The organism is Variovorax sp. J31P207, assembly GCF_030316965.1.
Taxonomy (GTDB): domain Bacteria; phylum Pseudomonadota; class Gammaproteobacteria; order Burkholderiales; family Burkholderiaceae_C; genus Variovorax; species Variovorax ginsengisoli_B.
Genome location: NZ_JASZYN010000010.1, coordinates 69,621 through 90,969, shown reverse-complemented (window position 1 = coordinate 90,969; position 21,349 = coordinate 69,621). Strand labels below are relative to the sequence as shown.

General features: G+C 66.7%; 24 protein-coding genes. 5 read left to right on the top strand and 19 right to left on the bottom strand.

The annotated features are described in order from the left end of the window. Positions 1 to 24: 24 nt before the first annotated feature. From QTI68_RS28735 to QTI68_RS28660, 16 genes are all read right to left on the bottom strand, one after another. The gene (locus QTI68_RS28735) at positions 25 to 525 is read right to left on the bottom strand and encodes a GNAT family N-acetyltransferase (protein WP_286526562.1); all 501 of its coding nucleotides are present in this window, start codon (positions 523 to 525) and stop codon (positions 25 to 27) included. A gap of 180 nt (positions 526 to 705) precedes the next feature. Then, positions 706 to 1,509, bottom strand: coding sequence for an alpha/beta hydrolase (locus QTI68_RS28730; protein WP_503011752.1), 804 nt, complete (start codon positions 1,507 to 1,509; stop codon positions 706 to 708). Next, positions 1,506 to 3,977 carry a spermidine synthase gene (locus tag QTI68_RS28725; protein ID WP_286526560.1) on the bottom strand — a complete coding sequence of 824 codons (2,472 nt, stop codon included), beginning with the start codon at positions 3,975 to 3,977 and terminating at the stop codon, positions 1,506 to 1,508. The genes QTI68_RS28730 and QTI68_RS28725 overlap by 4 nt, the downstream gene beginning before the upstream one ends. Positions 3,978 to 3,990: 13 nt before the next feature. Further along, positions 3,991 to 4,728 carry a protein-L-isoaspartate(D-aspartate) O-methyltransferase gene (locus tag QTI68_RS28720; protein ID WP_286526559.1) on the bottom strand — a complete coding sequence of 246 codons (738 nt, stop codon included), beginning with the start codon at positions 4,726 to 4,728 and terminating at the stop codon, positions 3,991 to 3,993. A 60-nt stretch (positions 4,729 to 4,788) separates the two neighbouring features. Continuing rightward, the gene (locus tag QTI68_RS28715; protein WP_286526712.1) at positions 4,789 to 4,941 is read right to left on the bottom strand and encodes a hypothetical protein; all 153 of its coding nucleotides are present in this window, start codon (positions 4,939 to 4,941) and stop codon (positions 4,789 to 4,791) included. A 154-nt stretch (positions 4,942 to 5,095) separates the two neighbouring features. Continuing rightward, entirely contained in the window at positions 5,096 to 5,710 is a 615-nt protein-coding gene (locus QTI68_RS28710) for an alkylhydroperoxidase domain protein (protein WP_286526558.1), read from the bottom strand. Continuing rightward, positions 5,707 to 6,357, bottom strand: coding sequence for a CMD domain protein (locus QTI68_RS28705; RefSeq protein WP_286526557.1), 651 nt, complete (start codon positions 6,355 to 6,357; stop codon positions 5,707 to 5,709). Before QTI68_RS28705 ends, QTI68_RS28710 begins: the two co-directional genes overlap by 4 nt. Then, on the bottom strand, positions 6,354 to 7,424 hold the full coding sequence (locus QTI68_RS28700) for a putative FMN-dependent luciferase-like monooxygenase (RefSeq protein WP_286526556.1): 1,071 nt from the start codon (positions 7,422 to 7,424) through the stop codon (positions 6,354 to 6,356). The genes QTI68_RS28705 and QTI68_RS28700 overlap by 4 nt, the downstream gene beginning before the upstream one ends. A 41-nt stretch (positions 7,425 to 7,465) precedes the next feature. Then, positions 7,466 to 8,350, bottom strand: coding sequence for a VOC family protein (locus QTI68_RS28695; protein WP_286526555.1), 885 nt, complete (start codon positions 8,348 to 8,350; stop codon positions 7,466 to 7,468). 12 nt (positions 8,351 to 8,362) lie between these two features. Beyond that, the gene (locus QTI68_RS28690) at positions 8,363 to 9,217 is read right to left on the bottom strand and encodes an ABC transporter ATP-binding protein (protein WP_286526553.1); all 855 of its coding nucleotides are present in this window, start codon (positions 9,215 to 9,217) and stop codon (positions 8,363 to 8,365) included. Further along, entirely contained in the window at positions 9,214 to 10,062 is an 849-nt protein-coding gene (locus tag QTI68_RS28685) for an ABC transporter ATP-binding protein (protein WP_286526552.1), read from the bottom strand. Before QTI68_RS28685 ends, QTI68_RS28690 begins: the two co-directional genes overlap by 4 nt. After that, complete coding sequence (locus tag QTI68_RS28680; RefSeq protein ID WP_286526551.1) at positions 10,046 to 10,624, bottom strand: OsmC family protein; 579 nt, start codon at positions 10,622 to 10,624, stop codon at positions 10,046 to 10,048. Before QTI68_RS28680 ends, QTI68_RS28685 begins: the two co-directional genes overlap by 17 nt. A gap of 23 nt (positions 10,625 to 10,647) precedes the next feature. Then, the gene (locus QTI68_RS28675; RefSeq protein ID WP_286526549.1) at positions 10,648 to 12,483 is read right to left on the bottom strand and encodes an ABC transporter permease; all 1,836 of its coding nucleotides are present in this window, start codon (positions 12,481 to 12,483) and stop codon (positions 10,648 to 10,650) included. A gap of 22 nt (positions 12,484 to 12,505) precedes the next feature. Next, complete coding sequence (locus QTI68_RS28670) at positions 12,506 to 13,675, bottom strand: ABC transporter substrate-binding protein (RefSeq protein WP_286526704.1); 1,170 nt, start codon at positions 13,673 to 13,675, stop codon at positions 12,506 to 12,508. Between the two features lie 143 nt (positions 13,676 to 13,818). Beyond that, positions 13,819 to 15,279 (bottom strand): cardiolipin synthase, encoded by a 1,461-nt coding sequence (cls, locus tag QTI68_RS28665; protein ID WP_286526547.1) that lies wholly within the window; start codon positions 15,277 to 15,279, stop codon positions 13,819 to 13,821. Continuing rightward, the gene (locus QTI68_RS28660) at positions 15,272 to 15,460 is read right to left on the bottom strand and encodes a hypothetical protein (protein ID WP_286526546.1); all 189 of its coding nucleotides are present in this window, start codon (positions 15,458 to 15,460) and stop codon (positions 15,272 to 15,274) included. The genes cls and QTI68_RS28660 overlap by 8 nt, the downstream gene beginning before the upstream one ends. A 186-nt stretch (positions 15,461 to 15,646) precedes the next feature. On the opposite strand from QTI68_RS28660, the gene QTI68_RS28655 reads away from it, so the two are divergent. Together QTI68_RS28655 and QTI68_RS28650 are read left to right on the top strand one after the other, a co-directional pair. Continuing rightward, positions 15,647 to 16,219 (top strand): TetR/AcrR family transcriptional regulator, encoded by a 573-nt coding sequence (locus QTI68_RS28655; protein ID WP_286526545.1) that lies wholly within the window; start codon positions 15,647 to 15,649, stop codon positions 16,217 to 16,219. Positions 16,220 to 16,303: 84 nt separating this feature from the next. Then, the gene (locus QTI68_RS28650; protein WP_286526544.1) at positions 16,304 to 16,813 is read left to right on the top strand and encodes an HXXEE domain-containing protein; all 510 of its coding nucleotides are present in this window, start codon (positions 16,304 to 16,306) and stop codon (positions 16,811 to 16,813) included. 92 nt (positions 16,814 to 16,905) lie between these two features. Here the strand turns inward: QTI68_RS28650 and QTI68_RS28645 are convergent, their stop codons facing one another. After that, on the bottom strand, positions 16,906 to 17,568 hold the full coding sequence (locus QTI68_RS28645; RefSeq protein ID WP_286526542.1) for a MarC family protein: 663 nt from the start codon (positions 17,566 to 17,568) through the stop codon (positions 16,906 to 16,908). Between the two features lie 37 nt (positions 17,569 to 17,605). Next, entirely contained in the window at positions 17,606 to 18,343 is a 738-nt protein-coding gene (locus tag QTI68_RS28640; RefSeq protein WP_286526703.1) for an ABC transporter substrate-binding protein, read from the bottom strand. Between the two features lie 511 nt (positions 18,344 to 18,854). Here QTI68_RS28640 and QTI68_RS28635 point away from each other — a divergent pair. Both QTI68_RS28635 and QTI68_RS28630 read left to right on the top strand, forming a co-directional pair. After that, on the top strand, positions 18,855 to 19,067 hold the full coding sequence (locus tag QTI68_RS28635; RefSeq protein ID WP_286526541.1) for a RyR domain-containing protein: 213 nt from the start codon (positions 18,855 to 18,857) through the stop codon (positions 19,065 to 19,067). A gap of 52 nt (positions 19,068 to 19,119) precedes the next feature. Then, entirely contained in the window at positions 19,120 to 20,397 is a 1,278-nt protein-coding gene (locus QTI68_RS28630) for a toll/interleukin-1 receptor domain-containing protein (protein WP_286526540.1), read from the top strand. A 7-nt stretch (positions 20,398 to 20,404) separates the two neighbouring features. Here QTI68_RS28630 and QTI68_RS28625 read toward each other — a convergent pair whose 3' ends face one another. Then, positions 20,405 to 20,788 carry a hypothetical protein gene (locus QTI68_RS28625; protein ID WP_286526539.1) on the bottom strand — a complete coding sequence of 128 codons (384 nt, stop codon included), beginning with the start codon at positions 20,786 to 20,788 and terminating at the stop codon, positions 20,405 to 20,407. Positions 20,789 to 21,003: 215 nt separating this feature from the next. Between QTI68_RS28625 and QTI68_RS28620 the strand changes: the two genes are divergently transcribed. Then, entirely contained in the window at positions 21,004 to 21,255 is a 252-nt protein-coding gene (locus QTI68_RS28620) for a hypothetical protein (RefSeq protein WP_286526538.1), read from the top strand. The last annotated feature ends 94 nt before the right edge of the window (positions 21,256 to 21,349 follow it).

Here is a 21,349-nt window from a genome sequence, read left to right as displayed (position 1 = left end):
GAAAAACCCGTCCGGGGTCGGCTGTTATGCCAAAGCGCGCCGCATCTCGCGGATCACTATCGAGGGCCTCTCTTCCAGCGCCCGCGCCACCCCGGTAAAGACAAAGCCGCAGCGCTCGTACAGGGCGATCGCAGCCTCCTCGTCGTGCCCAACCCAAAGGCGGGCCATGACAAGACCTTGTGATTGCGCCCAGCCGATGACGTTGTGCACCAACAAGCTTCCTGCGCCGCGCCGCCGGTATTGCGCATCGACCCAGACACCACCAAGCCTTGCCCCCTGGCGAATCTGACGATCCTGCAATCCGTAGATCATTCCGATCGGGCGTTCGCCGTCGAGCGCGACAACCATCGCGTCCACCGAGCACACGCGCTGCGTCAGAGCATTCCAATAGTCAGCGTCCTTGCGCTCGAGCGATTCCAGTGTGTCGCCGAAGGCGCGTGGCGATTCCCTCAACGCTTCGAGCCGAAGCTGTCGGTGCAGATCGGCTTCGTCAGCCCGCAAGTGGCGAACATTCAGTGAGGTCACCGCGCAACGATACCTCAACGGCCGAATCCGGCTTTGCACACGCCAAGAAGATCCCTGACCGAGATCGGCGTCAGGGCCGTCCTCAGCGATTCTGCAGCGATTGTGGTGCGCCGCTGCCACCCTGGCAGAACGAGTAGATGGCCCAGCCCAACACCGCCCTGCTGGCCTGACCCCGGTCCATCAGCGCGAAGCAGGCTCGCCGAGCAGGAAGCCCAATGCGCTGCGCCACCAGGCATCGTCGACGTAGCGGATCCAGTCGTTGTGGTCGGCGGCGCGGACCACCTCGAGCCGCTTGGGTCCGGGCAGCGTCTCGTACAACGCCGTGCCGAAACGGGCCGGAATGATGCGGTCTTTCTCTGCGACGGCCACCAGCACGGGGCGTCCGATCTGCGCGAGGTGAACGACGCTGTCGTAGCGGTCGCGCAGCAGCCAGCCGACCGGCAGCCACGGATAGTGGTGAGCCGCGACCTGTTCGAGCCTGTCCCAGGGCGTGATGAGCATCAGGGCCGCAACCTGCTCGCGTTGACTCGCGGCCGCCGCGGCGGCCACGCCAGCACCCAGGGATTCGCCAATGAGCAGCAGGGGCGAGCCGTGCAGCCGATGCGCCAGCGCGATGGTCTGCGCAGCGTCATCGACCAGGCTGCGCTCGCCCAGCGCGCCGTCGCGCGGACCGTAGGCCGGGTACTCGGCCAGGATGACGCGCAACCCGAGGCGGGTGAGCATCGCGGCGTAGTAGCCGCGATGCCCGGCGTGCCCGGCATTGCCGTGGAAGACGATCGCCGTCCCGCGCGCAGCGCCTGGCGGCTCCGCCACCAGGCCACGGAATTCGCCCTCCGCCGGCCACGCGACGAGGCCGGCGGACGCCATCTCGGCGGCCGGCGCGCGGGCGGGGTGGTAGAGCAGGCGGTCCTGGAACATGGCGGGTGCTGCCAGCGCCATCGCGCAGGCAGTGACGAGCCAAAGCATGATCGCGGCAGGTTTCATCCTCTTGGGTCAAGGTGCTTCGACGATCGATCATCCTTCGGCGAAGCCGATGCGCTGTCAAGCCCGCCGGGAAGCGCCGCGGCCGCCACGCCATACAGCAGCAGCGCCGCGACGACCACGGCGGTGAAGCCGATGTGGATCGCGAGCAGCGTGGCCAGCACCGCGGCCGTGACCGAGGCGCAGCCGTTGATGCCCCAGGCCCAGGGAACGAGCCGGGCTTCGGCCGCTTCCACCCGGGCCAGGCCCAGCGGAAAGGGCATGCCCATGCAGAAGGCCAGCGGGGCGATGAGGGCCACCGCGATCAGGATCCGCGCCGCATCCGGCAAGCCCATCGCGTGCTCGAAGAGCCAGGGCAGCACGAGCAGGCAGAGCGCCGCCGACACAGCGATGCCGCCCGCCACCGCTACCACCGGGCCTCCTTTGAGCCGAGCCGACACGCCGCTGCCGATGCCGGCGAAGAGCAGGAACGCGAACAGCACGACGGCGATCGCGTACAGCGGATGGCTCAGGAACAGCACGAACTTCTGGATGAACGCGATCTCGATGAACATGAAGCCGAAGCCGATCGCGAGGAAATAGACCAGCACGCGCCCGCGCGACACGCCGGGCGTTGCGCTCACTCCGCGCAGCGCGCCGGAACGCGCGACCCATGCCAGCGGCAGCCCGATCAGCAGCAGGCTCGCGACCAGCGCCTGGACCAGCGTGGCGACGAGCACCGGGTAGCCCCATTCGAGCAGCGGCAGGCCGCCCTGCTCCTTCAAGGCCAGCAGTTCGGGCAGCGAGCGCCACTTGAAGAAGTGGAAGAAGTGCGGCTTGTCGTCGGTGGCCGGCTCGATGTGGAACTTGTAGCGCGCCATGAATTCGCCGCGCCCCGGACCGAGCAGCGCCTGCGCGCCGTCGAACAGGTCCGGCCCCTCGACCACGTTGAATCGATTCGCTTCGTCTTGCCGCATGCCGGGGTAGAAGGCCAGGTCGAAGGAGCGGGCGAGGCAGAAGGCCTTGATGGCCGCGATGTCCTCCGGGGTCAACGCGCCGTTCTTGACCAGCAGCGTGCTGGTCTTCCAGCTTCGTATCAATGCCAGCCGGGAAGCGGGGTCGCCGACGCCCGATCGCTCCAGCGCCACCACCGCGGCGGCGAAAAGCTTGAGTGCATCGCGCGCAGGCAGCGTGACCCAGCGCGTGACCGCGAGCAGGCCCCCGGGTTGCAGGTGGCGCAGGTCGTCCTGCAAGGCCTCGACCGTGTAGAGGTAGTTCTCGGCCAGTGCGTAGAGGCCGGCCGACGAGGCGCTGAAGGAATCGAGCAGCGCGACCTGGATCAGGTCATAGCGCTGCCGGCTGGCGGCGATGAAGCCGCGCGCCTCGGCCACGTGGACATGCGCCATCGGCCCATAGATGCCCCCCGCCGCAGCCGCGAACGGGCCCTGCACCAGCTCGACGATCTGCGGATTCAGCTCCACCGCATCGATGCGGCGCGCGCCGTGATAGTGCGCCTGCAGCACGTCCTGCCCGGCGCCGGCGCCCAGCACCAGCACGTGCGGCGCGCGAAGCAGGTGATAGGGCAGCGCCGAGCTGATCTGGTCCAGATGGGCCAGGCTGTCGCGCCGGCCGTCGAAACGGGTCAGTGCATTGAGCCCCTCGCCATCGGTGAACACGCCCCATTGCGGCGGCGGCTCGGTCGATGCGGTGAGGCTCAGGCCCGGTGCATGGCGCAGCGGGATGCGCGGGCTCTCGACCACGCTGACGAGGCCCAGGGGGCTCGATCGCCGCGCCACCACCCGGGCGCCCGGGATGCGCAGAGTCTGCGACAGCTCCTTGTAGGGCGACATCGCGGGCGCCATCCATTCCGCAGGCAGCAGCAAGGGCACACCCGCCAGCGCCAGCAGCGCCAGCGCCGGCCAGCGCCGGCGACCGCCGCATTCGATCCAGCCGACCGCCGCCGCGACGCAGCCGAGCGCGCCGATCAGTTGCAGCGCGTCGGCCGGCGACAGCACGAACAGCAGCGCAACGATGCCCAGGCTGCCCGCGCCGGCGCCGAGGATGTCGACGCTGTAGATGCGCGACACCTGGCCGCGAAAGCGCGACAGGGTCATGCAGACGCAGGCGCCGGCGCACAGGAAGGGCAGCAGGAGCAGCAGGTAGACCGCCAGCAGCCATCCCGGCTGGCGCGGGTCCCAGAACATCTCCAGCGGATTGAACGGTACCCGCTGCGCCAGCATGAAGCAGGCGATCGCACCGAGCCCGAAGCCCGAGGCGGCGGCGCAGAAGAGCGGTGCGAAATGCTTCCGCACCGCGGCTTGCGCGAGGGTCAGCAGCGCACCGCTGGCACCCCAGCCGAGCAGCGCGAGGCTGATGATCATGTAGGCGAAGTGGTGCCACAGGATGACCGAGAACAGCCGCATCAGCAGGAGCTCGTAGGCCAGCGCCGCCGCCGACACCAGGGCCACGGCGATCAGCGGCGCGGCGGCCATCGACGCTCCGGGCTCAGCGCCCGCCGGTGAGCGGAACGAAGGCCACCGGCAGGATCTGGCGCGTCGACACCGTTCCGTCCGGATTCTTCTCGATCAGCATCAGTTGCTGCACCATGAACGCCGCGCCCACCGGGATCACCATCCGGCCCCCGGGCTTGAGCTGGCGAATCAGCGGCGGCGGGACGTGGCTGGCCGCGGCAGTCACGAGGATGGCGTCGAAGGGCGCATGTTCCTCCCAGCCGTGGTAGCCGTCGCCCAGCCGCACCTGGACATTGCCGTAGCCCAGTCGCCGCAGGCGCTGCATCGCCTGCTGTCCGAGCGGCTCGACGATCTCGATGCTGTAGACCTCCCGGGCCAGCTGCGCCATCACCGCCGCCTGGTAGCCCGAGCCGGTTCCCACCTCGAGCACCTTGTGGCCGGGCTCGGCCTTGGCCAGCTCCGTCATGAGGGCCACGATGTAGGGCTGCGAGATGGTCTGTCCATGGCCGATCGGCACCGGCCGGTTCGCATACGCGACGTCGATCTGCTCCGCGGGCACGAACTCGTGCCGCGGCACCGTGTCGATCGCCGTCATCACGCGGGTGTCGAAGGCCGGCCGGCCGGTCTCGGCGCCGGTCTGGCGCGCCAGCGAATCGATCTCCTGCGTCATCCGCCGGCGCTCGGCGGCGAAATCCGCGGCGCCCGCGACCTGGGCTCCTGCCGCCGCCAGGAGAAGCGCCGCAGCCATGGCACGGACCTTCGGCGTGATCATCGCGCTTGTCCGGTTCGAGGCGCCGGGCCGCACTGCCGGCCGAGGCGCCCGCGGCTCAGTTCACCGCGAAGCCCGCGAGCCGGTCAGGATGTCGTGGCGATTCGGCGTGTCGCCGCGGCCTTCAACGACCTGACCCTTCTCGATCAAGGCTGTCTGCTTGCTGATGTTGCTGGCGCCGTGCAGCGGGTCGACGTCGCGTGGTGGCCAGGTCATGCGTCTGGACATATTTCCTCCGATCGGAGTTGGAGTTTGCGTGCCGGCCCGGGCGCCAAGGTCAGGGCTGCAGAAATTATGGGAGCTTCGGATTCCGGCGCCATAGGGGCAGACCATCCCCGGACTCAAAAATCCGGTCGGGGCATATGCGGCTTCAGGAACGAGGTGCGCTCCTCGCCGCAGGCTCTCCAAGCGAGAGCATGAGCCGGTTCGCCCAGTTGAAGAACGCGGCCCCCTGGATGACGTCCGAGATTGCGAGGTCGTCCAGGCCTGCTGCACGCAGCCGCGCCACGTGGTCCGGGCCGAAGGCGATCGGCGTCGACGTCAAGGCCACCGACGCCTCGACGATCGCGTCCCAGCGTTCGTCGATTCCGGTGCCCACGCCTTGGTCCAGCAAGCGCTGCACGTCGCTCCTGCGACCGGAGAAGTGCGACGCGAAGCGCGCATGCACCGATGCGCAATAGATGCAACCGTTGTGCCGCGAGGTCGCGGCGGCTGCCAGTTCGCGTTCGGCGCGCGGCAGGCCCGCTTCCGGGTTGTAGAAGATGTCCTTGTCGGTGCGCGTTCGGGCACCGAGGATGTCCGGGTCGCGCGCCAGCAGCATGAAGTACGGCGACTTCGCGCGTGATGCGTCCACCAGTCCCGCCCGATGCCGGTCGGTCAGTTCGGCCTCGGGCAGTGGCGGCAGCCACGGCAGCCAATCGAGCTCGTCCTGCGTGAACGCGTTGGGCGCGATGTTGCCCGGGTGTTGCAATGTCGCGAGCGTCATGATGCCAACGGCTCCTGCTTCGAACCCCCAGGGGCCGGATGGTCCGCCAGCACCTGAAGGCCCGTCACCACGCGCACCTGGAACGTGAGGAACGCCACAAGTTGCGACAGGGTCACGATGTCCGTCGGAGTCCAACCCGCATCGAGCAGGGCCTGCAAGTCCTGCGCGCCGGCATCCCGCGGATGGAACACGAGAAGGTGCGCATGCACCAGCGCGGCAGACAGGCGCGCGCCGAGGATGGCTCTCCCCGCGTCGCTGACCCGCCAGGACAGCCCCGGCGCGTCTTCCCTGCTCAACGGGCCCGCCGGGAACCGGCCGTAGGGCCCCGCGGCAGTGCCCGCTGCGGCCTCGACGGCGAGGGCATCGATCAAGCGCTGCGAGGCGTCCTGCCGGGCGAGGCCGTCCGCGTAGAAGCGGCTGGCCTGCGCCTGTCCCTGCACGGCCGTCACGAAAGTGGCGATCGCGAATCGCTCCTCCAGGGTGAAGTCGCCCGCTGCGAGCAACTGGGGCTCGAACAAGGCCAGGTAGCTTTGCTGACTGTGGATGCGCGCTTGCGCGCGCCCTGCGCGTATCGCGTCGAGCGGCTGGCCCGGCGCGATGCCGGACAGCTGGTCGATCACGTCGGGTGTCGTTGTGTGGGTGGTCATGCGGCAAGCGGTTGGGTTGGGTTGTTGACTGCTGGCGACGGCTCCTGCCGCGACCAGCCAAGGGCCGGTGCGACCCGGGTGGCGATGAGTTCGATGGAGCGAAGAATGAGTGGATGCGGCGGATCGACCGAATGCACCTGGAACACGATGTCGGTCACCCGATCGAGCACGCGGTCGGCGCTGAGCGAGGCGATGACGTCTTCGACGGTGCCGACGTGGACGTCGTAGCCGGCAATCAGCTCTTGCAGCGAGGCGTCCGCGCCGGGACGGCTCGGGTCGCCGAAGCGCGCGACGCTGCGGCGCAGGCCGCGCTCGGCCAGCCGAAGCGCCTCTGCACGGTCGTCGGCGACGAACACCGAGCGGGAGCCCATGATGCGCGGCGCGCGGCCTGCGGGCAGCCGTTCGAGATACGCGTCGATGATGGGATCCTGGAGTTCGGCCAGCGATGCGCGAGGGGCAGCACCGGGCCGAGGCTGGGTGCGCGAGAGCATCAGCCCGTCACCGGCCTCCCCGGCCCGAATGCCGCCACCCTCGGAAAACGTCGCCTGCCAGACCCGGTCGAGCAACTGCGGGGACGAGGGATAGAGTTGGTCGCCACCGGGCAACGGACGTCCGGCCCATGCGTCGCGCACCAGCGCCAGGTGACGCGCGAAGACTTCCGCACGCGCCTCGCTCGAAAGTCCGAACGCAGTGAAGGACGAAGGCGTTCCGCCGGTCCCGACGCCGAATTCGAGACGACCGCCTGACAGCAGGTCGAACACGACCGCATCCTCGGCCACGCGGACGGCGTTCTCCAGCGGAAGCGTCACGACGCCCGTGCCCAGGCGAATCCGACGGGTGCGCGCCGCCACATGGGCCAGGAAGACGAAGGGCGACGGCAGCCCGCCCTCGGCCTCGTGGAAGTGGTGTTGCGCCACCCAGGCGGAATCGAAACCGAAGGCCTCGGCATGCGCGATCTGCTCGGCGACCAGCCGATAGCGTTCGGCGGCCGGCGCGTCGTCGAGAAGGCGGCTGAAGAAGCCAAGGCGCTTTTTCGTCGGGGCCGCCGCGGAGGCGAGAGAACGCAAAGACAAGATGGAAGGTCTCCTGGACTGCGGATCGTCCGGTGTCAAAGGAAGGCAGGTCGGGCCGAAGCCTCGTGCCTGCGTGGCGATTCGCCGTGTCCGTCGAACTCGATGCTCGCGCCGTGCGTGCGCGCAAGGTCCGGCGACAGGGGCGCACCGGCCAGCGAAGTCCGAAGCACGACGGCGAAGGGGCCTTCTCCGTGCAGCGCGAGTCGCGCGCCGATCGGATCGGCGCCCTCGCCCTCCAGGTCGACACTCTCCTGTGCGCCGCGCGTCGAAGACAGCACCAGCGTGCTGCTGCCGAGTTCGATCAGCGCCAATTTCGAGCGTCCTCCGGGCAACGTGACTGCGCCGCCGACGCGCGCGGAGCCGGCAGCTTCCGGATCACCGAGCAGTGCCCTGTAGCGCGCCAGCGTGGCATCGAGATCGCGCACGGCGATCGACAGGCTGGCCACGCCCGTCGCGCCATTGGGATGGACGCGGGCATCGCCTTCCGGCACGCGAAGCTTGCGCGGCGTGATGTCGCCGCACAGAAAGGGAAGATCCGGCGACGGCGGCCGCGCCGTCTGCCAGCGCAGGCGCTCGCCATCGGGCCGCACGCGCCCGCCGTCGAGCGGGCCGTCCAGCACGAGGCCGCGGCGGGCGGCTGCCTTCACGGCCTCGGCGGTGCTCTGCGGCAGCAGGGCGAAGTCCACGATGCCTTCGCCGTGGCGCTGAAGGACTTGCCACCAGCGTTCTCCGGGAGCCGGGGCCTTCCATGCGATCAGTTCGAAGTAGCTGCCGTCGGCAAAGACCACCAACGCGTTGTGCGTCGTCCGCCCCGGATGGTCGCCACCGCGCTGCACGTTGAATCCGAGCGCCGTGTAGTCGTCGATGCTCGCTTCGAGGTCGTTGACGGCGATGACGATGTGGTCGAGTTGAAGTGTCATGAGGCGGGTCTTTCAGGAGGCGGTGCGGGCGGCGTCGCCGCCCCCGAGGTAGGCGTCGCGGATGCGCGTGTCGGCCAGCAGTTGCCTGGCGGAGCCCTGCAGCACGATGCGCCCGGTCTGCAGCACATAGCCGTAGTGCGCGATCTGCAGCGCCAGGCTCGCGTTCTGCTCGACCATGAAGACCGAGACGCCCTGCCCGTTGATGCGGGCGATGAGTTCCAGCACCTTGTCCACATACAGCGGCGACAGGCCCATCGTCGGCTCGTCCATGCAGAGCAGCTTGGGCCGGCCCATGAGCGCACGCGCCATCGCCACCATCTGCTGCTCGCCGCCCGACAGGGTGCCGGCCTGGAATTCGATGCGTTCGGCCACGCGCGGGAAGAGTTCGAGCATGCGGCCGAGGTCTTCCGACACGGCCTTGCGGTCGTTTCGTGCGTAGGCGCCCATCAGCAGGTTCTCGCGCACGGTCATCGCCGGGAACAGGCGGCGCGCCTCCGGCACCGAACCGATGCCGCGCCGGATCACCTGGGGCGTGCCGAGGCCGAGGATCGATTGCCCGTCGAAACGGAGCTGGCCCGAGCGCGGCTTGAGCAAGCCCAGCACGACCTTCATCGTGGTCGATTTGCCGCTGGCGTTGCCGCCGAGCAGGCTCACGATCTGGCCGGGACGCACTTCGAGGTCGAGATCGAAGTGCGCCTGCACCGGGCCATAGAAACTGTTGATCTGCTTGAGTTCGAGCAGCGCGTGCCGGCCGCCCTCGCCTTGCGACCGGGCGGACGGTAGAAAAGCGCCCTCGTCCCGGTTTCCGCCCCAACCGGATGTCGGCGCCAAACCCGTGCGGGCGACCGTGGAGGCGAGCACGCTCATCCTGCCACCGCCTCTGGCAGCGCGCTGCCGACGTGACGATGACCCAGGTAGGCCTCGATCACCCGTGCGTCGTTGCGCACCGCTTCCGGCAGGCCTTCCGCAATCTTGCCGCCGTCGTCGAGCACCACGACGCGATCCGAAAGCTGCATCACGAGGTCGAGCTTGTGCTCGATCAGCAGGATGGTCTGGCCGCGCGCCTTGAGCGTGCGGATGATTTCGAGCATCTCGACCGTCTCGCTCTCGTTCATGCCGGCCGTGGGTTCGTCGAGCAGAAGCAGGCGTGGCTTCGACGCGAGCGCACGTGCGATTTCCACCCGGCGCCGGTTCGCGTACGAGAGGCTGTACGCCGGATGGTCGATGCGCGGTGCGAGCCGCTCGCCGAAGAGCGCGATGATCGCGAGCGCCTCTTCGCGCAGTGTTTTCTCCTCGCGCGTGACCGAGGGCGGCTGTACCAACGCCAGTGCGAGTTCGGCCAGTGCCGCCACGCCCGGCACGCCCCCCATGCGCGGCTTCACCGCGCGCAGCCGCGTGTGGGCGCCGACCAGCACGTTGTCCAGCACCGTGAGGTTGGCGAACACCCGCCCGTGCTGGAAGGTTCGCGCGAGTCCGCGCTCCGCGAGCCGCGTCGCCGGCCAGCCGGTGATGTCTTCGCCATCAAAATGCACCTGGCCTCCGTCGGGCTGGTCGAGGCCGGTCACGAGGTTGAACAGCGTCGTCTTGCCCGCGCCATTGGGTCCGATCACACTGACCAGTTCGCCCTCGCCCACCTTCAGGTCGACCGCATTGACCGCGGTGAGGCCGCCGAAGCGTCGCGTCAATCCGGCGATCTCAAGCAGCGAGGACATCGGCTTCCTTCCGGCTGGCATTCGCGGCGTCGGCCTTCGAATTGACCAGCTTGACCTCGGCACGTATCGACTGCGGATTGCGCAGCAGGTTGAGGATCGGGCAGTTGCGCTCGACCGCCTCGAACAGCGCATCGATGTCTTCGCGGCTCGCCGGTGAATCGATGTGCACCGTGTAGCCGATCTCGTGGGGCCAGATCGGCGTCTGCTCGTGCCCCGGCTTGCCGCCGCGCGGGTCGATGATGCCGGTCACCTCGACTTCGAGGCTTTCCAGCGGAACCTGTCGCTCCGCGGCCTGGATCAGGAAGATGTGCGTGACGCAGGTGCCGAGCACGCCGAGTTGCAATTCCGGCGAACTCGGCCCGAGGTTGTAGCCCGCGAAATCGGGCGGGCTGTCGCTGATGACCTGGTGATCCCGAATGCGCAGCCGGCGCACGCCGCTGCGGCCTTCGGCGCGCACATGGGCCTTGAGCTGGAGCGGCTGTGCGCTGCCGGCCTCGATGGCGGCATTGCGCGCGAGCACGGCGGCGCGCTTCTCGGCAAGGTAGTCGTTGAGTTGGCTCATGGTGCGTGTCCTGTGTGATGGATTCAGACGGTGCCCAGCAATCCCTGCGGGCGGAAGCGGATGAGGAGCAGCAGTGCGATGCCGTAGATCAGCATGCGGTACTCGGCCGTGATGCGGAACAGCTCGGGCAGGCTGACCAGTGCCACGGCACCGAGCAAGGCGCCGCTGATGTTGCCGAGGCCGCCGAGGATCACCATCGTCAACGCGAGGATGGAGATCTGCGACGTGAAGGTCTCGTGGTTGATGTAGGAGTAGAGGTGCGCCGTGAAGGCGCCACTGATGCCGGCCGCGAAGCCGCCGAAGCCGAAGGCCAGCGCCTTGTAGCGGTCGGGGCTGACGCCGTAGGCGCGCGCCGCCACTTCGTCCTCGCGCACCGCCCGGAACGTACGCCCCAGATGCGAACGCAGCAGCCGCCACTGCAGCAGCGCAAGCAGCACCATGGCGCCCAATGCGGCCCAGTAGAAGGCACTGTTCGACGAGGCGTCCCGCCCGAACAGCGAAAGCGGCGGAATGCCCGAGACGCCGATGGGGCCGCGCGTCAGGCTTTCCCAGTTCAGGATGGTGAGCGCCACGATCTCGCCGATGCCCAGCGTCGCGATCGACACATAGTGCCCGCGCAGGCGGAATGCCGGAAAGATCAGCGCGGTGCCGATCGCCGCGGTCATGAGCCCCGCAAGAACGATGCTGGTTCCCACCGGCAGGTGCAGATCGAGCACGAGCAGCGAAGACGCATACGCGCCGATGGCGAGCAAGCCGGCGTGCCCCAGGGAAATCTGGCCGATCGTGCCGGCCACCAGGGTGAGGCTCAGTGCCAATGCCGCGTAGAGCCAGGAGTTGGTCAGGGTCTGCAGCAGGTAAGGCGACGGATCGAAGAGCGGCAGCACTGCGGCCGCCACGAAGAGTGCCGCCAGGAGCCAGGTCGGCACGCGCCAGGGCTTGCTCGGGGCGATGAAAGTCCCGGTGAGCGGCTCCGGCGGCCACGCGCGCTTGCGGCCGAACAGCCCGTTGGGCTTCCACACCAGGATCAGCAGCAGCAGGACAAAGGCGAAGAGATTGCGGTACGGGGTTCCGAACAGGGCAACGCCGTAGCTCTCCGTCAGGCCCAGCAGCATGCTGCCGACGATGGCGCCCGGCACGTTCCCTACACCGCCGACCACCGTCGCCACCACGCCCTTCAGCGTGGCCTGGAAGCTCATGGCAGGGCTGATGTTGTTGTAGTACATGCCCACCAGCAGGCCCGACAGGCCACCCAGCGCCGATGCGATGGCGAACACGCTCTGGTTCACGCGGTTCACATCCACGCCCATTTGCTGGGCGGCGTCCCGGTCCTGCGCGGTGGCGCGCACCGCCCAACCCAGCCTGGTGAAGCGAAGGAACCCGAACAGAAGCGCCGCGCTGCCCAGGCCGATGCCGGCAATCAGGAGGTCCAGCGCGCCGACGGTGCCGGTGCCGATCTGCAGACGCCAGTCGGGCAACTGCGTCGGCAGCGAGCGCGGGTCCGGGCTCGCGATGAGCTGCACCAGGATGTCGAGCACGAAGCTGATGCCGATGGTCGCAAGCAGCGGTGCGATGCGCGCGGCACCCTGCAGCGGGCGCAGGCCGACGCGCTCGATCAGCATGCCGAGCGCGCCCGAGCCCAGCACCACCATCACGATCGTGAGCGGCAGCGGCGTGTGCAGGAAGGTGATCGAGGCCCAGCCGATGTAGGCGCCGAGCGTGTAGACGGACCCGTGCGCGAAGTTGATGAGGTGCGAGACGCCGAAGATCAGCGCCAGCCCGACCGCCAGCAGCGCATAGATGTTGCCGATGATCAGACCGTTGACCGTGTAGTCGAAGAACGAAGTGAACGAGGAATGCATCAGGACCGCAGGCTCCGCGCTCTCAACGGACAGAGGCGACGGTCGCCCTGCTCTTCGCGTCGCCGAGCGCCCACTTGCCGTCCTTCACGACGAGGTCGACGCTTTTCACGCCGATCACGCGGCGCGTCTGCGGATCGAAGTTGGCTTTGCCGAAGACCACGCTCGGCACGTCCTTGATCTTGTAGAAGGCATCGCGTACTGCCTTGCGGTCGCCGTTCGGGCCCGCTTCACGCAAGGCCGCCGCCGCAATGACGACGGCGTCGTAGGCATAGGCGTTGAAGGCATCCGGCTCCTTGCCGTACTTCGCGCGGAAGCGCTTGACGAAGTCCTGCACCTCGGCGCGCGGCTCTTCCGGAAAGAACGCCGTGTTGGTGTAGATACCGTTCACGGCAGCGCCGCCGAGTTCGATGAACTTGGGCGAATAGACCGAGCCACTCGCTGCAATGGGTTGCTTCAGGCCCACGTTGCGAACCTGTCCAGCGATGAGTGCGCCGTCGGGGTAGTATGAAATCAGCACCAGGCCGTCCGGGTTGGCATCGCGAACGCGCACCAGCGTCGAGCGGAAATCCTTCTCGTCCGGCTGATAGCCTTCCGCGATGACGACTTCCGCGCCGCGTGCTTCTGCAGCCTTCACGAAGACGTCGCGGCTGGTGCGGCCCCAATCGGTGTTGAGAAACAGCACCGCGACGCGCTTGAATCCCAATGTCTTGACTGCAAGATCGGCCAGCAGCGGCTGCGCATCGGCCTGACTGATGGACGGACTCCAGACGTAGTCGCCGCCCTTCGTGAAATCAGGGTGCGAGTTGGTGAAGCCCAACTGCACGAGGCCTGCACGCTGGTAGATCGGCGACGCAGCCATCGATGCCGGGCTGGAGAAGTCGCCCAGTTCAATCTGAATGCGCTTGTCGTTCACGAATTTTTGCGCCAGGCCAACGGCCTGCCGAGGATCGCTCTGGCTGTCCTCGAATACGTAGGCCAGGGGCCGGCCATTGATGCCCCCGTTGGCATTGATGTGCTCCAGCGCAAGATCGAAGCCGGCCTTCCACTGCGCGCCGTACTGCGCGTTCTGTCCGGTCAAGGGGCCACTGACGCCGAACCACACGGATTCGCCGGCAGCCGGTGCCGCCGAGGCGACGATGGGTGCCAGCAGAAACGCGGCTGCGAGGCGAAGAAAGGATTGACGGTGCAACATGCGGTGCGCTCCAGGGCAACGAAAGACTGCGATTCTTCGATGGCCCGATGTCGTTTGGGAACGAAGAAATGAGCGCAACTTTCATCGGAAAACGCATAAGGCGTCAGGAGGCGGCGCGCACGCAGGAGGTCAGTGTTCCGACATCAAAGCACCGGCCCGAGCGTAGCGATGAGGTTGTTCCGCAGTCGCTGCGGCATTGACCAGCCCGCCACCATCTCGCGCGTGACCGGATGCGTGCGGGCGATGTACTGCTGCTGGCGATTGCGGATGGCCGCCGTGAGCCCCGGATCGTGAATCAGGACGTTGTTCTCGTAGTTCAGATCGAAACTGCGCCGATCCATGTTGGCAGAGCCGATCAGGCTGACTTCGCCGTCCAGCGTGAACGACTTGGTGTGCAGCAGGCCACCTTCGTACTCGAGAATCTTCACCCCCGCCGCCAGCAGCCCTGCGTAGTAGCTTCGGCTCGCCGCACCGACGATCCATGAATCGTTGCGCGCCGGCAGCACCAGCGTGATGTCGATGCCGCGGTAGGCGGTGGTGCACAGCGCGCTGAGCAGCGCGTCGTTGGGAACGAAGTAAGGCGTGGTGATGACGACATCGCGCCGCGCGGCGAACAGCAGCGCCTCGAACATCTCGGGCATGGCCGAGAAGCGCACCGTAGGACCGGTGCCCACCACCTGAGCCGTCACCCCATCAGGCAGGGCCTCCGGCAACGGACGGGCCAGCAGGGCAAGCAGCGCATCCTGGTCGTCATTGACGTAGGTCATCCAGTCGCTGGCGAAGAGGATCTGGTTCTGCCGTGCGACCGGCCCTTCGAAGCGCACGACGGCGTCCACCCAAGGTGCGAACTTCGCTTTGACCAGGAACTCGGGATCGGCGCAGTTCTGGCTGCCGCAGTAAGTGATGCGGTCGTCGATCACCACGATCTTGCGGTGGTTGCGCAGATCGATGCGGCCGTGAAAGGGCCGCAGCAGCAGATGTCCGATCGGCAGTCCGGTCGCCACCCGGACCCCGGCCGCGCGCATTTCTGACCAGTGGTCGGAGCGCACCAGGCTGCGCGAGCCGAGGTCGTCCACCATCGCCCTGCACGTCACGCCGCGCGCCGCGGCGCGCTTCACGGCCTCAACCACCTTGCGGCCGTTGTTGTCAGGCAGCCAGATATAGAACAGCAGATGGACATGGTCGCGGGCAGCGTCGATGTCGGCCACCATGGCGTCGATGGTCGCGTTCGAGTCTGCCATCAGCTGCGCTCGGTTGCCCTCGATCGGACTGAAACCGCTGATCGAGCGACCCAGTTCGAACAGGTGGCGCCAGAGCGGAGGCACCGACGCGAGTCCGTTGCCGGTTTCGGCCGCGCTCGTGGTCTGCGCGATGCGCACGAACACCGCGTCCAGCCGCTTTGTGCGCGCTGCGCCAATGTTGGCCTCTCCGACCAGCAGGTAGGCGAGCATTCCGAAGAACGGCAGTGCGCCGACCACCGCCATCCACGCGATGCGTGACGCTGGATCACGATTCGGCCGCAGGAGGATGCGAACGATCACCACGATTTCGAGCAACGTGACGATCGCAATGCCGATCAGCGAATGACGGAGCGCGTCAAGCATAGGGGCGTCGAAGGTCGAGCGCGGAGATGGCCCGCGACCAAGATGCGAGCGACCACTTCGCGCCCTGTGATTTGCTGTTGGTGATCACCTGTTCCTGTGGCGAGGCGCCGGCAGGGTCCTGCGCGTGGGCGCCAACGGCCAGGAAGAGCACGGACATCAAGGCAATGAGTGGCCTGTTCATGGAAATCTCCTCCATCGAGTGGAGTTTGGGGCAATCGTCCTTTCCGTGCAGAAAGATGCGGTTTGCTCCAAGAGCCTTTGCTGGCGCGGATTTCGGCCGCGATGAACCCGCGCTGATCCCGGCCTGGGTTGACGAACCGCGCGCCCTTGCTTAGTATGTCAACCTACACAATACGAGATCATTGAAATGGAAGACCGTCGACAAGCGCTGATCGATGCCGGCCTGCAGATCCTCCGGGAGGAAGGACTGGCCGGGTTTACCCAGCCCAAGGTAGCCGCCCGGGTCGGCTTGCGCCAAGGCAATCTCACCTACTACTTCCCGACCCGCAGCGACCTGCTGTGCGCGGTGGCTCGCGCCGCGGTCGACGGCCAGTTGGCGGCGGCAGACGCGCTGGTACGGACGACCACCGGCGTTGGCGGAACGGAAAAGGCCATCGCTACGCTTGGCGCACTGGTGACGCGCCACGAGACCACGCGCGTCCTGGTCAGTCTGGCGCAGGCAGCGGACCAGGAGCCGGCCGTCCGCACACTCTTCAACGAGCTGGCCGACGGCCTCATGCAACGGCTCGGCGAGTTGATGACGAAGCTCGGAATCGAGACATCCCCCGCGCGACTGGACCTCGTGCACTCGCTACTCGTGGGCCTGGCCGTCGTCGACCTGGCGACTGGTCGGCGCAACAACAAGGCGCGCGTCAAGGTCGCGCTGGATGCAGCGTTCCAGTTGCTGATCGAACCTGCCAGGTCGCCAGCCAGGCGCTAGCCCGATTCCGTCATTCCCACGTGCCGTTCCGCCAGGTTGGGGAAACCGCCGGCGGCTCAACAGACCTTCCTGATCCTCACCATCATGACCGCAAGCATCAAGCTGCAACGCAGCACCACCGGCATCACGTTCGAAATGCTGATCTGGCTGTGGCCCATTACCTTCGCGCCGCACATCGTCGAGGAGTTCATCGGCGACTTTTCTCACTACGTCGCCAACACGATGGGTGGCTTCGTGATGCCAGCGCCGATCTTCCTGGCCAACAACGCCTTCTTCATGCTGATCCTGGTGGGCCTGTGCACATGGGCGACGCTGCGTCCCTCGCCGCGCTCGGCCTTCTGGCTGACCTGCTGGGCCAGCGGAAACACGTTCTGGGACTTCTTCTGTCACCTCTACTACACGGCGGCCTCGGGTCACTATTCGCCGGGCCTCGTGACATCGGTACTGCTGTACTACCCGATTCCCCTCCTGATCTCCTATGTGGGCATCCGCCAACAGCGGCTGTCGCTGAGGGCGACGCTCTGGGCCTACGCAGTGGGCTTGCTCCTGCTCTTGTTTGTGATTTGGGGCGGCGTGCACCACTTCGCAACCTGACGGAAAGGCGGATCCCGGTGGGTGACTTCCGAAGCACCGAACTGGCCGCGTATCGCAAGCAATGCGACATCTCTCCGAACTCGCGCAGCCGCTCACTTGAACAGCGCCTTCACGCCCGACGAGGCGATCTGAAGGCCGACACAGAAAATGAAAAAAGCGATCAGGCGATTGAAGATCACTTCGCCCCGAGCGCCGAGGTAGCGCTGAATGCGCTGCGTGTTCAGGTAGAAGACATAGACCAGCGCGCACATGAGGACGACCGCGGCCTCGATCGCACCCATGTTCAGCAATTGCCGCCCGAGATCGGCGTTCGCGCCATGAGCACTCAAGGTGAGCAGCACCGAGATGGTTCCCGCGCCCGTCGTGAGCGGAAAAGTCAGCGGAAAGAACAGCTGGTCCTCGATGTCCCGCTGCTGGACGGGCGCCACGTCGCCGCCGCTTGCATCGCGCCGCGCAATCCCCGAGCCCAGCAGCTCCCATCCGGAACGGCAGATGATGATTCCGCCCGCCAGTTGCACCACCGGGATGGACAGCCCGAAGAGGCTGAGGATCCAGTGCCCGACCAGGAGTGTGATCGTGCACACGCAGAACGCATAGAGCGTGATGAGGCGCACGGCGCGTCGCTTGCCCGCGTCGTCGAGGCTGGACAGATAGGGCATGACCACGAAGGCGGTGCCGACCGGATTGACCACCGGGAACAGCGCAACGGCGCTGATGAAAACCAGATGGACAAGGAAATGGAGGTCGGCAGTCATGGGAGGTGTCGAGCTCCCGAGTCAGCGCGAGGCCACTTCACCGGGTGACCGACGCCACCGATGCGCCTTCGATGTGATGCCGGCGCAGCGCATCGGCCACGAAGCCCGAGGCCTTCATCTCCTCCACGAAGCGACTCAGTTCCCGAGCCGCCGCTGCGCCTCGGCTCTTGGGCGTTCCCATCGCCTGCCGGATCACCATGAAGCGGCCCGGCAACAGCCGCAAGCCCTTCTGCGCGCGGCTGTCCGCTTCCAGTTGCTGCTTGACGCCGGCCGCCACATCCAGGTTCTGTTCCAGGAATGTCTGCACGACGGTGGGCGAAGTCGGCGCCCGCACGATGCTGGCGTTCTTGAGTTCACGCGTCAGGAAAAGGTCATAGGCACTGCCCTTGCCCACCGTCACCCGCAGTCCTTCGCGATCGACTTCCTCGTTCTGCCGCAATGGCGAACTCTCGCGAACGAGATAGCTGCCTTCGATCAGCACATAGGCCTCGGTGAACGCGATCTGGGCGCCCCGCACCGGATCGATCGCGAAGAAGCCGATGTCCGCTTGCTCATTGGCAACGGCTTCGACCGATTTGCCGGCAGCGTCGAACACCACCAGTTCGAGCCCGACCCCCAGTCGCTCGGCAAAAGCGCGGGCCAGATCGATCGAGACGCCGCCAGGCGCTCCGGTCGTCTTGTCCGCGTTCGCGAGGATCGGATTTCCCAGGTTGATCGAGGCGCGCAGAACGCCCTTCGGAGTGAATGCCTGGACGATGGCGGAGTCGATGGTCATGGCGGCGGGCCTAGGTCTTGAGGATGTTGCTGATTTTCTCGAAATTGCGCAGCGTGCTGGGCAGGTGCAGGTAACTTCGTCGTTGCGGCCCGCATACTCCGTCTCGCCTATCTCTTCCGTGGTCTTCTCACATTTTGCGACACACGTACAGTGCGTTACATGTAGTGAGAACCTATTTCGTACACGGAGGTGCATATGGAAGCGCTTGGCGACGATGCTGCCCAGCTCAGGGCGACGGCGATGAAGGCGGATGCTGCGGCGAGACGGGCGAAGCAGGCGGCCGATGAAGCCTTGAGGGTGTTCCTGAAATACGACGATGTCGCGTCCCCGGACCAGACCATCGAAACGGCGAGAGCCAGCGCCCGGGCAGCCCAGGAAGCGTGGCGAAACTACGTGCGGCATGTGGCGCTGCACGGCGGGCATCTTCACAACTGCTAGCCGTTCAGTCCGCGTCGGTGCGCTGCCGGTTGCCTCCAAGTCCGGCAAACTTGCACTTGAAGCGGGCCACGGAATGAAACTGCCGGACATCGAACTCGTCGCCGCGGAAGTCCATTCCGCCTGGATGGAAACCAAGCGTTCCCAGGGCGTGACGTCCCGCAAGGACGAGCGCGGCGATGAGCTCATGGTTCCCTACGGCGAACTTTCGGAACTGGCCAAGGAGCTCGACCGCAGCACCGTGCGCGCGGTCTACGCGGCGATCGAGCGGCTTGGGCTGAATGGCTGAACCCGCCATTTGGACCTAGCATGCCTTCTTGCAGACCAGCCAGGGGCCGCTCATGTCGCTTCCACTGAACAAGCGCGATTTCGATGTCTTCCTGAGTTACGCCCACAAGGACCAGGTCTTTGTCCGGCAGCTGTACCGATGGCTGACCGAGCATGCGGGGCTCAAGGTCTGGCACGACGAGGTCCAGCTGCCCGGTGGTTCCCTGCTGGCGACGGACCTGGGACTCGCCATCGGGCGTTGCCGCGGGATCCTGCTGGTCGCCTCGGAGGAGTCGCTCAACAAAGGCTGGGTCACCGCCGAATACAACTGCGCGATGGACGAGCGCGCGAACGTCGAGGGATTCCGCGTCGTCGCGCTTCGCCTCGCGAACGCCGATGTGAAGAACTTCATGCGGGGCATCACCTGGATCGACACGACCGGGCCGGACCTCGATGCGCCGATGGCGCTCGCCCTGATATCCGCGCTCTATCCCTCCAACAAGCTGCCGAGTCCGGCCGGCGCCCGGGACGTATACGTCAGCTGTTCCTGGCAGGCTGCCGACAAGTCCAGCGCCGCCGCGGTGTGCTCGGAACTGGTGGCGCAGGGACTGCGGCTGGTCGGCGACGCCAAGGACCAGCAGGGCTTCGGCGGAGGTGACCGGGTCGAGCGGATCATCGCGAGTTGCGGTGCCTTCGTGGGCATCGTTCCGTACCGGCAGGACCTGGGCGAGGTCCGCCGGGACTCGGGCCCCTACAAGTACTTCCTGCGCGAGATGGACATCGCGGCTTCGCTGGGCCTGCCTTCGGTCATCGTTGCCGATCCGAGGGTGTCGCGCGGCGACGGGCCGGACAGCCACTGGCTGCGGATGGAGACCGACGCGACCGCTTGCCCGGAGGCCGTCACCGCCGCGATCGCCGGGCTGTGGGACGACTGGGTGGCCCCATCGGCGCCGCAGTACATCTTCTGGGCGCTGGACCTCGATTCGCCTGCGGCGGCGGCGGGCGGCGCGATGCGACGCCTGGTCGAGCAGGTCGGCGGCATGCCCGTCGTCATCGGCAACGAGATTCAGAGCGATTCGCTGCACGCGGCGATCATGGAGAAGATCTGCAACGCATTCCTGGTCATGGCCGACATCACGGACGACAACGTCAACAGTTGCATCGAGGCGGGCATGGCGCTGGCGGCGGGCACCAACGTGCGGCTCATCTCCCGCGGCAAGGCGAGGAACCCGCCTTTCATGCTGCGCGCGGCAGGCCAGTTGCTCGGCTACGCGGACACCGCCGAACAGGTCGGCGTGCTGCACCGGCTGGTGCGTCCTTTCCGCCGCCGGATCCTCAACTCGGAGCTCTGAGGACCCTCTACTGATCGATGAAGGGTGAAGCACGCTCCGCCCGCCGGATGTCCCAGTCGTCGATGAAGGCGCGCGATCTCTCGGCGAGCGCCGCGATGGCGCTCGTGCGATCGGCGTACTTCCCGGCGAGGGCGATCCGGCATCGGTGCCCGTCCTTCCATTGAAGGTCGGCGTGCCCCGCGGACACGCCGTCCGAGGTGGACCCGTCCAACTCAATCACCACAAACCAGCCGTCGTATTCGAACCGATGAACTGCAGCGTCGGGCGACATCGCCATGACCTCCAACAAAGAGCCCTGCCCTCTCCCTTCCGGCTGAAAAATATAGCGTCTCGACTGGCCGTTGTCAGCCCTCATCCAGTGGGTCGAAGGGTTGAAGGTCGCGAACGGCATGGGGCCCGTCGGCCGTCGGTCGTCGGTCGACAGTCAAATGAAACGACAGCGGCAATTGAATTCGGATCGCTGTCCGGCAGCGATTGCCAGGCGCCGGAAAAAACTGCAGTACGAATTGCCGTAAAGCCCCCGTGGCCCGGGTCCATCGCAATTCAGTGCTGGAAATCCGCGCTCTTGATGGGTTAGTATTTTCTCAAATGACAGTGGAGACAAGCATGCTGACCACCTACCGCAAAGAGGCCGTCCTGCGAATGGCCGATGTACGGATCCCGAAATACCCGATGCGGCGACTGCCCTTCAGCGACAAATACGTGGAAGAAGGAATTCCGTTGCCGCAGGACGAAATAGACGCCGATGTCGAATTGCAAACAGCCGTCGAAGTCTGGATGAAGACCGTGGACGAACTCTATTCGCGGCATGTGGGGAATTCGGCGGCCTGTCCGCCCGATCCTCACGGCGCGCATTGAGTCCTGCGACGGTGGTGCCGGGCGCGGGCGGGCAGTTCCCTGTCGCCAAGCAGGGCGGGACGGCGCACACTCTGCAGTCCCCCGGCAGGGGACG

Coding starts and splice junctions, on each gene's coding strand:
- QTI68_RS28730 (WP_503011752.1), bottom strand. CDS start 1,509: ATGAAACCTGCCGCGATCATGCTTTGGCTCGTCACTGCCTGCGCGATG.
- QTI68_RS28725 (WP_286526560.1), bottom strand. CDS start 3,977: ATGGCCGCCGCGCCGCTGATCGCCGTGGCCCTGGTGTCGGCGGCGGCG.
- QTI68_RS28720 (WP_286526559.1), bottom strand. CDS start 4,728: ATGATCACGCCGAAGGTCCGTGCCATGGCTGCGGCGCTTCTCCTGGCG.
- QTI68_RS28715 (WP_286526712.1), bottom strand. CDS start 4,941: ATGACCTGGCCACCACGCGACGTCGACCCGCTGCACGGCGCCAGCAAC.
- QTI68_RS28710 (WP_286526558.1), bottom strand. CDS start 5,710: ATGACGCTCGCGACATTGCAACACCCGGGCAACATCGCGCCCAACGCG.
- QTI68_RS28705 (WP_286526557.1), bottom strand. CDS start 6,357: ATGACCACCCACACAACGACACCCGACGTGATCGACCAGCTGTCCGGC.
- QTI68_RS28695 (WP_286526555.1), bottom strand. CDS start 8,350: ATGACACTTCAACTCGACCACATCGTCATCGCCGTCAACGACCTCGAA.
- QTI68_RS28690 (WP_286526553.1), bottom strand. CDS start 9,217: ATGAGCGTGCTCGCCTCCACGGTCGCCCGCACGGGTTTGGCGCCGACA.
- QTI68_RS28685 (WP_286526552.1), bottom strand. CDS start 10,062: ATGTCCTCGCTGCTTGAGATCGCCGGATTGACGCGACGCTTCGGCGGC.
- QTI68_RS28680 (WP_286526551.1), bottom strand. CDS start 10,624: ATGAGCCAACTCAACGACTACCTTGCCGAGAAGCGCGCCGCCGTGCTC.
- QTI68_RS28675 (WP_286526549.1), bottom strand. CDS start 12,483: ATGCATTCCTCGTTCACTTCGTTCTTCGACTACACGGTCAACGGTCTG.
- QTI68_RS28670 (WP_286526704.1), bottom strand. CDS start 13,675: ATGTTGCACCGTCAATCCTTTCTTCGCCTCGCAGCCGCGTTTCTGCTG.
- cls (WP_286526547.1), bottom strand. CDS start 15,279: ATGCTTGACGCGCTCCGTCATTCGCTGATCGGCATTGCGATCGTCACG.
- QTI68_RS28660 (WP_286526546.1), bottom strand. CDS start 15,460: ATGAACAGGCCACTCATTGCCTTGATGTCCGTGCTCTTCCTGGCCGTT.
- QTI68_RS28655 (WP_286526545.1), top strand. CDS start 15,647: ATGGAAGACCGTCGACAAGCGCTGATCGATGCCGGCCTGCAGATCCTC.
- QTI68_RS28650 (WP_286526544.1), top strand. CDS start 16,304: ATGACCGCAAGCATCAAGCTGCAACGCAGCACCACCGGCATCACGTTC.
- QTI68_RS28645 (WP_286526542.1), bottom strand. CDS start 17,568: ATGACTGCCGACCTCCATTTCCTTGTCCATCTGGTTTTCATCAGCGCC.
- QTI68_RS28640 (WP_286526703.1), bottom strand. CDS start 18,343: ATGACCATCGACTCCGCCATCGTCCAGGCATTCACTCCGAAGGGCGTT.
- QTI68_RS28635 (WP_286526541.1), top strand. CDS start 18,855: ATGAAACTGCCGGACATCGAACTCGTCGCCGCGGAAGTCCATTCCGCC.
- QTI68_RS28630 (WP_286526540.1), top strand. CDS start 19,120: ATGTCGCTTCCACTGAACAAGCGCGATTTCGATGTCTTCCTGAGTTAC.
- QTI68_RS28625 (WP_286526539.1), bottom strand. CDS start 20,788: ATGCCGTTCGCGACCTTCAACCCTTCGACCCACTGGATGAGGGCTGAC.
- QTI68_RS28620 (WP_286526538.1), top strand. CDS start 21,004: ATGCTGACCACCTACCGCAAAGAGGCCGTCCTGCGAATGGCCGATGTA.